General features: G+C 73.1%; 8 protein-coding genes. 6 read left to right on the top strand and 2 right to left on the bottom strand.

The features are described from left to right. Positions 1–69 precede the first annotated feature (69 nt). From AC51EU_RS21975 to AC51EU_RS21965, 3 genes are all read left to right on the top strand, one after another. Positions 70–2,400: a HelD family protein gene (locus tag AC51EU_RS21975; protein WP_496268746.1), complete on the top strand. Its 2,331-nt coding sequence runs from the start codon at positions 70–72 to the stop codon at positions 2,398–2,400. A 428-nt stretch (positions 2,401–2,828) separates the two neighbouring features. Next, on the top strand, positions 2,829–4,262 hold the full coding sequence (locus AC51EU_RS21970) for an NAD-dependent malic enzyme (RefSeq protein ID WP_496268745.1): 1,434 nt from the start codon (positions 2,829–2,831) through the stop codon (positions 4,260–4,262). Positions 4,263–4,590: 328 nt separating this feature from the next. After that, on the top strand, positions 4,591–4,872 hold the full coding sequence (locus tag AC51EU_RS21965; protein WP_004951951.1) for an HU family DNA-binding protein: 282 nt from the start codon (positions 4,591–4,593) through the stop codon (positions 4,870–4,872). A 235-nt stretch (positions 4,873–5,107) separates the two neighbouring features. Here the strand turns inward: AC51EU_RS21965 and murA are convergent, their stop codons facing one another. Continuing rightward, entirely contained in the window at positions 5,108–6,454 is a 1,347-nt protein-coding gene (gene murA / locus AC51EU_RS21960; protein WP_496268744.1) for a UDP-N-acetylglucosamine 1-carboxyvinyltransferase, read from the bottom strand. Between the two features lie 297 nt (positions 6,455–6,751). Between murA and AC51EU_RS21955 the strand changes: the two genes are divergently transcribed. Further along, a complete protein-coding gene (locus AC51EU_RS21955) occupies positions 6,752–7,423 on the top strand; it encodes a YqgE/AlgH family protein (RefSeq protein WP_496268743.1) in 672 nt (223 codons plus the stop codon). Positions 7,424–7,508: 85 nt separating this feature from the next. Then, complete coding sequence (locus tag AC51EU_RS21950; protein WP_496268742.1) at positions 7,509–7,802, top strand: DUF3039 domain-containing protein; 294 nt, start codon at positions 7,509–7,511, stop codon at positions 7,800–7,802. A 99-nt stretch (positions 7,803–7,901) separates the two neighbouring features. Here AC51EU_RS21950 and AC51EU_RS21945 read toward each other — a convergent pair whose 3' ends face one another. Beyond that, the gene (locus AC51EU_RS21945; protein WP_496268741.1) at positions 7,902–8,324 is read right to left on the bottom strand and encodes an SSI family serine proteinase inhibitor; all 423 of its coding nucleotides are present in this window, start codon (positions 8,322–8,324) and stop codon (positions 7,902–7,904) included. 137 nt (positions 8,325–8,461) lie between these two features. Between AC51EU_RS21945 and AC51EU_RS21940 the strand changes: the two genes are divergently transcribed. Further along, on the top strand, positions 8,462–10,177 hold the full coding sequence (locus AC51EU_RS21940; protein WP_496268740.1) for a beta-N-acetylhexosaminidase: 1,716 nt from the start codon (positions 8,462–8,464) through the stop codon (positions 10,175–10,177). Positions 10,178–10,205: the final 28 nt, after the last annotated feature.

Here is a 10,205-nt window from a genome sequence, read left to right as displayed (position 1 = left end):
TCAGGTGCACTCGGTGCCCGGTTCGCGTACGGTTGACGGCTGCCCTACGCACAGGAGAAGGGGGCCTGGGTGGCCGCGCAGAACGCCACGCACGCACCGGAGAACGCATCGGATTCCGTTCGCGACCGTGAGATCGAGGCCGAGCAGACGCATCTGGACCGCGTCTACCGGCGGCTGGAGGAGAAGATCCACGAGGCGGAGTTCCTCATGGACGACGCCGCCAAGCGGGGCCAGGTCGGCACGCCCGGCGCCCTCGCCGAGCGGGACGCCCAGGTCTTCCAGGCCGGCGTCCACCTCCACCGGCTCAACTCCGAGTACGAGGACTTCCTCTTCGGCCGGATCGACCTCCTCCTCGGCAAGGACGGCAAGAAGGGCCCCGACGGCGCCTACACCTCCGTCGAACCCGCCGACGGCGCGGTACGCGACGGCCGGGCGAAGATCGCCGAGACCCTGCACATCGGGCGGCTCGGCGTCCTCGACGCGGACTACTCCCCGCTGGTCATCGACTGGCGGGCACCGGCCGCCGCCCCCTTCTACCGGGCCACCCCCGTCGACCCCGGCCGGGTCGTACGCCGCCGCGTCATCCGCTCCAAGGGCCGCAAGGTCCTCGGTGTCGAGGACGACCTGATGCGCCCCGAGGTCACCGCCACCCTGGACGGCGAGGAACTGGCCGCGGTCGGCGACGGCGCCCTGATGGCCGCGCTGAGCCGGACCCGCGGCCACACCATGCGGGACATCGTGGCGTCCATCCAGGCCGAGCAGGACCGGGTGGTCCGGGCGCCCGCGGCCTCCGTCACCGAGGTCGAGGGCGGTCCCGGCACGGGCAAGACCGCCGTCGCCCTGCACCGCGCCGCCTACCTCCTCTACCAGGACCGCCGCCGCTACGCGGGCGGCATCCTCATCGTCTCCCCGACGCCCCTGCTGGTGGCCTACACCGAGGGTGTGCTGCCGTCGCTCGGCGAGGAGGGCCAGGTCGCCATCCGCGACCTCGGCTCCCTCGTCGACGGCGCCGAGGTGTCCGGCGGCGCGTACGACCCGCCGGAGGTCGCCCGCGTCAAGGGCTCCGCCCGGATGCAGAAGGTGCTGCGCAAGGCGGCCCGCGGGGTGCTGGACCGGTCCGGCGCGCCGGACCGGCTGCGGGTGGTGGCGTTCGGCGGCCGGATCGAGCTGGACGGCGACGCGCTGCGCGCCGTCCGCCGCACCGCGCTCGGCGGCACCGCGCCGGTCAACCTGCTGCGCCCGCGCGCCCGCAGGCTGCTGCTCGACGCGCTGTGGAACGCGTCCGGCGCGGGCCGCCGCTACTCCGACCCGGAGCTGGCCGCCGAGGTCCGCCAGGGCTTCGACGAGGACCTCACCTCCGAGCCGGAGTTCCAGGAGTTCCTGGACGCCTGGTGGCCGGAGCTGTCCCCGCGCGCGGTGCTCGCCGCGATGGCCGACGAGCGGCGGCTCGGCCGCTGGGCGCGCCGGGTGCTCAACCCGCGCGAGGTCCGCCGGCTGGCCCGTTCGCTGGCCCGGCTGGACGCCACCGGCCACGGGCCGCTGTCGGTGCACGACGTCGCGCTGCTCGACGAGCTCCAGCAGATCCTCGGCGCCCCGGCGCGGCCGCCGCGGCGCCGCGAGGCGGACCCGCTGGACCAGCTGACCGGCCTGGAGGAGCTGACGACGTTCGCGGACCGCTCGCCGGCGGGCCGCGGCCGGCGCGAGCGCCTGGACGAGGAGCGCACCGACTACGCCCATGTGATCGTCGACGAGGCGCAGGACCTGACGCCGATGCAGTGGCGCATGGTCGGGCGCCGGGGCCGGCACGCCACCTGGACGGTGGTCGGTGACCCGGCGCAGTCCTCCTGGTCCGACCCGGACGAGGCGGCGCTCGCCCGCGACGAGGCGCTGGGCACCCGTCCCCGCCGCCGCTTCACCCTCACCGTGAACTACCGCAACCCGGCGGAGATCGCCGGGCTGGCCGGCCGGGTGCTGGCGCTGGCGATGCCCGGCGCGGTGCCGCCCGAGGCGGTGCGCTCCACCGGCCTCGCGCCGCGCTTCACCGTCGCGGAAGCGGGGGAGGAGGCCCTGCGGCGGGCCGTCACCGCCGAGGCGGAGCGGCTGCTGGCCGAGGTGGACGGCACGGTCGGCGTGGTCGTGGCGATGCGCCGCAGGGAGCAGGCCCGCGACTGGCTGGCCGGTCTGGGCGACCGGGTGGTGGCGCTGGGCTCGCTGGAGGCCAAGGGCCTGGAGTACGACGCGACGCTGGTGGTCGCCCCCGCCGAGATCGCCGACGAGTCCCCGGCCGGGCTGCGGGTGCTCTACGTGGCGCTGACGCGGGCCACCCAGCGGCTGACGGTACTCGCCGGCGAGCGGGACGAGCCGGACGCGGACGGGGTCCCCGACCTGTTGCGGGACTGACGGCCGCGCCCGGCACCGCCGTCCGGGCGGTACGGGGAAAAGCGCGCCGGGTGCGGGATTCCCCTCCGGGACGGTTTTGTTAGCCTGGTGTCGGCACCGGCCCGATCCAAGCCCCCGGGCCCAACCTTCGTCGCTTCGAGCGACCACTTGCCGCGAGGCGAGCATGGCGGGTCGGTGTCGTGAACATCACGCGGGCGCTCCTCCTCCGGGAGGGGCGCCCGCGAGCTTTCCCGGCGGGGCGCGCCGCCGGCTTTCGGCATGCCCTTCTTCGCCTCCCGTATACCGAAATTTTGGTTCCGAATTACGGGGCTGGTTACCGCGTACCGACAGGTAGGTGGGACGATCGGACGGTTGCTCCGGGCCGGTCGCCTCCTGGCACCGCGGAGCGGCGCGCAGTAAGACCCAAGGGAAAGCAGAGGAAGTCGGCCATGGCAACGGCGCCTAGCGTCTCGTACTCGATGACGGTCCGCCTGGAAGTCCCCGCGAGCGGCACCGCCGTCAGCCAGCTCACCACGGCCGTGGAGTCCTCCGGCGGGTCGGTCATCGGCCTCGACGTGACCGCGTCCGGCCACGAAAAGCTCCGGATCGACGTCACCATCGCCGCCACCTCCACCGCGCACGCGGACGAGATCGTCCAGGAGCTGCGCGGCATCGAGGGCGTCTCGCTCGGCAAGGTGTCCGACCGTACGTTCCTGATGCACCTCGGTGGCAAGATCGAGATGTCGTCGAAGCACCCCATCCGCAACCGTGACGACCTGTCCATGGTCTACACGCCCGGCGTCGCCCGCGTCTGCCAGGCCATCGCCGACAACCCCGACGACGCCCGCCGCCTGACCATCAAGCGCAACAGCGTCGCCGTGGTCACCGACGGCTCCGCCGTCCTCGGCCTCGGCAACATCGGCCCCAAGGCCGCGCTGCCCGTCATGGAGGGCAAGGCGGCCCTCTTCAAGCGCTTCGCCGGCATCGACGCCTGGCCGATCTGCCTGGACACCCAGGACTCCGACGCCATCGTCGAGATCGTCAAGGCCATCGCCCCCGGCTTCGCGGGCATCAACCTGGAGGACATCTCCGCGCCCCGCTGCTTCGAGATCGAGGCCCGGCTGCGCGAGGCCCTGGACATCCCGGTCTTCCACGACGACCAGCACGGCACCGCCATCGTGGTGCTCGCCGCGCTCACCAACGCGCTGCGCGTCGTCGGCAAGAAGATCGACGACGTACGCGTCGTGATGTCCGGCGCCGGCGCCGCGGGCACCGCCATCCTCAAGCTCCTGCTCGCGGCCGGTGTCCAGCACGCCGTCGTCGCCGACATCCACGGCGTGGTGCACGCGGGCCGCCCCGACCTCGCGGGCGCCCCCGAGGACTCCGCGCTGGGCTGGATCGCCCACCACACCAACCCCGAGGGCGTCACCGGCACCCTCAAGGAGGCCGTGGTCGGCGCGGACGTCTTCATCGGCGTCTCCGCCCCGGACCTCCTCGACGGCGAGGACATCGCGCGGATGGCGGACGGCGCGATCGTCTTCGCGCTCGCCAACCCCGACCCCGAGGTCGACCCGGCCATCGCCCGGCAGACCGCCGCCGTCGTGGCCACCGGCCGCTCCGACTTCCCCAACCAGATCAACAACGTCCTGGTCTTCCCGGGTGTCTTCCGCGGCCTGCTCGACGCCCAGTCACGTACGGTGAACACCGAGATGATGCTGGCCGCGGCCCGCGCGCTCGCCGACGTCGTCTCCGAGGACGAGGTCAACCCGAACTACATCATCCCCAGCGTCTTCAACGACAAGGTCGCGGGCGCGGTGGCCGGTGCGGTGCGGGACGCGGCGAAGCTGGCGGACCCGGCTGTGACGGGCACCACGGCGCTCTGAGTACGGCGCGTCGCGGGACACGCCGTCGTCAAGGCCCCCATAGGGTGGCGGCAGCAACGGCCGCCGCCACCCGCGCCCGGACCGGAGCGGTACGGAACGGAAGTCACCACGTCGAGGCAGTGGCGCTTTTCGTGTGACCCTCCTGGGTGCCGGATTGGCTTTACCGCCGCAGGTGGGGGCAGGATGCCTTCCCGGGCGCGAGGGTCTGGCAAGCAGACCCGGGTCCGGGGACTGTCCGAGGGCCCTGGCAGCATCGGCTTCGCTGTGCCCACACGCGGCCCGGCCGCGTGGCACGCCTCATTGGCAAGAAGAACACGGGAGTACAAACATGAACCGCAGTGAGCTGGTGGCCGCTCTGGCCGATCGCGCCGAGGTGACCCGCAAGGACGCCGACGCCGTTCTGGCCGCCCTCGCCGAGACCGTCGGTGAGGTCGTCGCCAAGGGCGACGAGAAGGTCACCATCCCCGGCTTCCTGACCTTCGAGCGCACCCACCGTGCCGCTCGCACCGCGCGCAACCCGCAGACCGGCGAGCCGATCCAGATCGCCGCCGGTTACAGCGTGAAGGTCTCCGCGGGCTCCAAGCTCAAGGAAGCCGCCAAGGGCAAGTAAGCCCCCAGGGGCGTACAGGCCCCTCTACGGCGTGAAAGGGCGGCCACCCACTTCCCGGGTGGCCGCCCTTTTCCCGTGCCGTGTACGGGGCGTGCAGGGCCCTCACGGGGCACGCGACGCCCATTGATCACCCGGGGAGGGCGTGCGACGGCCTCCCCGGGCCGCGTACGGGCGGGAAAAGGGGCGGCCACCAGGTCCGGGACCCGGTGGCCGCCCCTTCGCGGTACGTCGCGGCTCAGTCCCGCAGCGCGCCGTTCGGCAGCTCGACATCGGCACCGAGCGTGACCAGCTTCTCCATGAAGTTCTCGTAGCCGCGGTTGATCAGGTCGATGCCGTGCACCCGCGAGGTGCCCTGCGCCGCCAGCGCCGCGATCAGGTACGAGAAGCCGCCGCGCAGGTCGGGGATGACCAGGTCGGCGCCCTGGAGCTTGGTCGGGCCCGACACCACGGCGGAGTGCAGGAAGTTGCGCTGGCCGAAGCGGCAGTCCCGGCCGCCCAGGCACTCGCGGTAGAGCTGGATGTGCGCGCCCATCTGGTTGAGCGCCGAGGTGAAGCCCAGCCGCGACTCGTACACCGTCTCGTGCACGATCGACAGGCCGGACGCCTGGGTCAGCGCGACGACCAGCGGCTGCTGCCAGTCCGTCTGGAAACCGGGGTGGACGTCGGTCTCCAGGGCGATGGCGTTGAGCGAGCCGCCCGGGTGCCAGAAGCGGATGCCCTTGTCGTCGATCTCGAAGGCGCCGCCGACCTTCCGGAAGGTGTTGAGGAAGGTCATCATCGACCGCTGCTGGGCGCCGCGGACGTAGATGTTGCCCTCGGTGGCCAGCGCGGCGGACGCCCAGGAGGCGGCCTCCAGACGGTCCGGCAGGGCCCGGTGGGTGTAGCCGTCGAGCTTGTCGACACCGGTGATCCGGATCGTCCGCTCGGTGTCCATGGAGATGATCGCGCCCATCTTCTGCAGGACGCAGATCAGGTCCTCGATCTCCGGCTCCACCGCCGCGTTCGACAGCTCGGTGACGCCCTCCGCCAGGACGGCGGTCAGCAGCACCTGCTCGGTCGAGCCGACGGACGGGTACGGCAGCCGGATCTTGGTGCCGCGCAGCCGCTGCGGGGCCTCCAGGTACTGGCCGTCGGCGCGCTTCTCGATCGTCGCGCCGAACTGGCGCAGCACGTCGAAGTGGAAGTCGATCGGCCGGCCGCCGATGTCGCAACCGCCCAGGCCGGGGATGAAGGCGTGCCCCAGACGGTGCAGCAGCGGGCCGCAGAAGAGGATCGGGATGCGCGAGGAGCCGGCGTGCGCGTCGATGTCCGCGACGTTCGCGCTCTCCACGTGCGTGGGGTCGAGGATCAGCTCGCCCTCCTCGTCACCCGGCCGGACGGTGACACCGTGCAGCTGGAGCAGTCCGCGCACCACCCGCACGTCACGGATGTCGGGGACGTTCCGCAGCCGGCTGGGGGTACTGCCGAGCAGGGCCGCGACCATGGCCTTCGGGACGAGGTTCTTCGCGCCGCGTACCCGGATCTCGCCGTCGAGCGGGGTGCCGCCGTGGACAAGCAGTACGTCGTCAGTAGAGACGGTCATGGATCTCGCGTTCCTGGAGACGGGCTAGGGCCAAGGAGAAATGGTAAGCGGGGCATGGGGGGTACTTCGGAAGCCGGGGAGGGGCGGGACGCGTCATGACTGTGTCACAACACCCTCCGCTACGATCACCGTTTGATGCGTAATCGCGCTTTGTTCGAAAAGATTGCGGTATGCCTCGGATGTACGTTCCGGCGCCCGCACCGTGCGCCGGTGCTGCCGCCGTACGCCCTTCCCTGCTCTCACGCGGTCCGGCCGGTTGACTGTCCGCATCGGGCCGAAGTGCGGGATCATGTGGCCATGACCGAGGTGTCCTCGCTCACAGGCCGGCTGCTCGTCGCCACCCCCGCGCTCGCCGACCCGAACTTCGACCGCGCGGTGGTGCTGGTGCTCGACCACGACGAGGAGGGCTCCCTCGGCGTGGTCCTCAACCGCCCCACCCCCGTCGACGTCGCGGACATCCTCGCGCCCTGGGCCGCCCTCGCCGGCGAACCCGGCGTCGTCTTCCAGGGCGGACCGGTCTCCCTCGACTCCGCGCTCGGCGTCGCCGTCATCCCCGGCGGCCAGGCCGGCGAGGACGACGCCGCCTCCCTGGAGAGCGAGGTCCGCCCCGGCGCCGCCACCACCGGCACCGAACCCCGGACGGAGGACGCGCCACAGCCCCGCACTCCCGCCGGCGAACCCCTCGGATGGCGCCGCGTGCACGGCGCGATCGGCCTCGTCGACCTCGAAACCCCGCCCGAACTGCTGGCCAGGGTCCTGGGCAGTCTGCGGATCTTCGCCGGGTACGCGGGCTGGGGCCCCGGCCAGCTGGAGGACGAGCTGGTCGAGGGCGCCTGGTACGTCGTCGAATCCGAGCCCGGGGACGTCTCCTCACCCGACCCCGAACGCCTGTGGCGCGCTGTGCTGCGCCGCCAGCGCAACGAACTGGCGATGGTCGCGACGTACCCCGACGACCCCTCCCTCAACTGACGCCACCGCCCCCGCCCCCGGGGCCCGCGCACGGCGGCGGGCCGACGCTCCCGGCGGCGCCCGGCCGTGAGTACCCTTGGCACCTATGAGCACTCTTGAGCCCGAGCGCGGGGCAGGAACGGGAACCCTCGTCGAGCCGACACCCCAGGTGTCGCACGGTGACGGAGACCACGAGCGCTACGCCCACTACGTCCAGAAGGACAAGATCATGGCGAGCGCGCTCGACGGCACGCCCGTCGTGGCGCTGTGCGGCAAGGTCTGGGTCCCGGGCCGCGACCCGAAGAAGTACCCCGTCTGCCCGATGTGCAAGGAGATCTACGAATCCATGGGCGCGGGCGGCGACAAGGACAAGGGCGGCAAGGACGGCGGCGCGAAGTAGCGGCCGGTCCGGGGCGGCGGCGGTGCGCGGCCGCCACCCCGCCGCGGGCACGGGCCCGGTCCCCCCGAGGGGCCGGGCCCGCCGTCGTCCCCGCCCCCGTCAGCCCTTCTCCGGGCCCAGCGCGAACACCCCGGCGCTCGACGCCCCCGCCGCGCACGTATTGCCGTAGCTGCGGACGAAACCGGTCGGCCGCCCGTCCCACGTGCCGTGCGCGACGACGGTGACCGGCCGGTAGAGCATCGGGCAGGACCGCCGCTGCGGGGCCAGCCGCGCGAAATCGCCGTTCACCCGGCCCAGTTCGCGGCACGCCTCGGCCGGACGCGGATGCGTCCCGCTGTCCGGACCGCAGACCAGACGGGCCGAGGCGAGCACCCGGCCGGTGGAGTCCTCCCCCTCGTGGACGGTGACGGTCAGCTCACCGCGCGCCGCGTGCCGCGGCAGCGCGCCGGCCGGGGACGCGCCGAGGAGCGGCAGCCCCAGCGCGGCGGTGAGCAGGGCGGCGGTCAGGGGACGGATACGCATCGGGTTCCTTCCGTCGGGGCGTTCCCCTCTGAAATAGCCCCGCCGCGCCCCGCGGCAGCTGATTGTCGTCCGGCTGCGGCGTGTCGCGGCCCGTCCCGACCGGAGGCACACCACGGCCGGCGGTGTAGGACTGGGGCGTGACAGACGTGGAGAAGGACACCGCGAACCGCCCCGGAACGACCGCCCTGATACCCGCCCCCCTGCGCGCCTCGTCCACCCCGCACGGCGACGGGCCCGTCCTGGACGAGCACACCGAGATCGAGGCCCCGCCCGGCACCGAGGACGTCGCCCAGTGGCTGCGCGAGACGGTCGGCGCCGCCACCGGACTGCCGCTGCGCCCCTTCCGGGACTCCGGACGCCGCATCGTGCTGCGCCTCCTGCCCGACGACGCGCCGGGCCCCGGGCCCGAGGGCTACCGCCTCACCACCGAAGCCGACCGCGTCACGCTGGAGGCCGAGAACGCCACCGGACTGTTCTGGGGCGCCCAGACCCTCCGCCAGCTCCTCGGGCCCGACGCCTTCCGGCGCGCCCCCGTCGACCCGGAGCACCGCGCATGGCGCCTGCCCGCCCTGTGCGTCGAGGACGCCCCCCGCCTCGCCTGGCGCGGACTGATGCTCGACGTCGCACGGCACTTCGTGCCCAAGGACGGCGTGCTGCGCTACCTCGACCTGATGGCCGCCCACAAGCTCAACGTCCTCCACTTCCACCTCACCGACGACCAGGGCTGGCGCTTCCCCGTCGACCGCTACCCCCGGCTCACCGAGGTCGGCGGTTGGCGCGACCGCACCCGCCTCGGCCACCGCAGGTCCACCCTGTGGGACCCGCGCCCCCACGGCGGCTTCTACACCAAGGACGACATCCGCGAGATCGTCGCCCACGCCGCCCGCCGCCACATCATGGTCGTCCCCGAGATCGACGTCCCCGGCCACTCCCAGGCCGCCATCGCCGCGTACCCGGAACTCGGCAACACCGACGTCGTCGACACCACCGCCCTGAAGGTCTGGGACACCTGGGGCGTCAGCCCCCACGTCCTCGCCCCCACCGACCACACCCTGCGCTTCTACGAACACGTCCTGGAGGAGGTGCTCGACCTCTTCCCCGCGCCCTTCGTCCACATCGGCGGCGACGAATGCCCCAAGGACCAGTGGAAGGCGTCCCCCACCGCCCAGGCCCGCATCGCCGAACTGGGCCTCGCCGACGAGGACGCGCTCCAGCTCTGGTTCGTCCGGCACTTCGACCGCTGGCTCGCCGACCGCGGCCGCCGCATGATCGGCTGGGACGAGATCCTGGAGGGCGGCGACGCCGACCCCCGGCGGGCCGCGGTCGGCGCGCCGACCGGCCTCACCGACGGCGCCGTCGTCTCCTCCTGGCGCGGCTACGCGGGCGGGATCGCCGCCGCCCGCGCCGGACACGACGTCATCATGTGCCCCGAGCACGAGGTCTACCTCGACCGCCGCCAGGACGCCTCCCCCGACGAACCCGTACCGCTCGGCCATGTCTCCACCCTGGAGGACGTCTACCGCTTCGAGCCCGTACCGCCGGAGCTGACGGACGAGCAGGCCGCGCACGTCCTGGGCGCGCAGGCCACGGTCTTCACCGAGGTCACCGAGAACCAGGAACGCCTCGACTACCAGGTCTTCCCCCGCCTCACCGCGTTCGCCGAGGTCGCCTGGTCGGCGCTGCCGCCGCCCGCGGAACGCGACTACCAGGAATTCGCCCGCCGGATGACCGTCCATGACGCCCGCCTGGACGCCCTCGGCGTCGCCTACCGGCCGCCCGGCGGCCCCCGTCCCTGGCAGAAACGTCCCGGCTTGGTCGGGCTGCCGCGCGAGGGAGCGCCCCCGAACGTGTGAGGCGCCGTGTGCGACCGGCGCCCGTGCG

It is taken from the genome of Candidatus Streptomyces philanthi (assembly GCF_059553635.1).
This window is presented reverse-complemented; position numbering and strand designations above follow the sequence as displayed.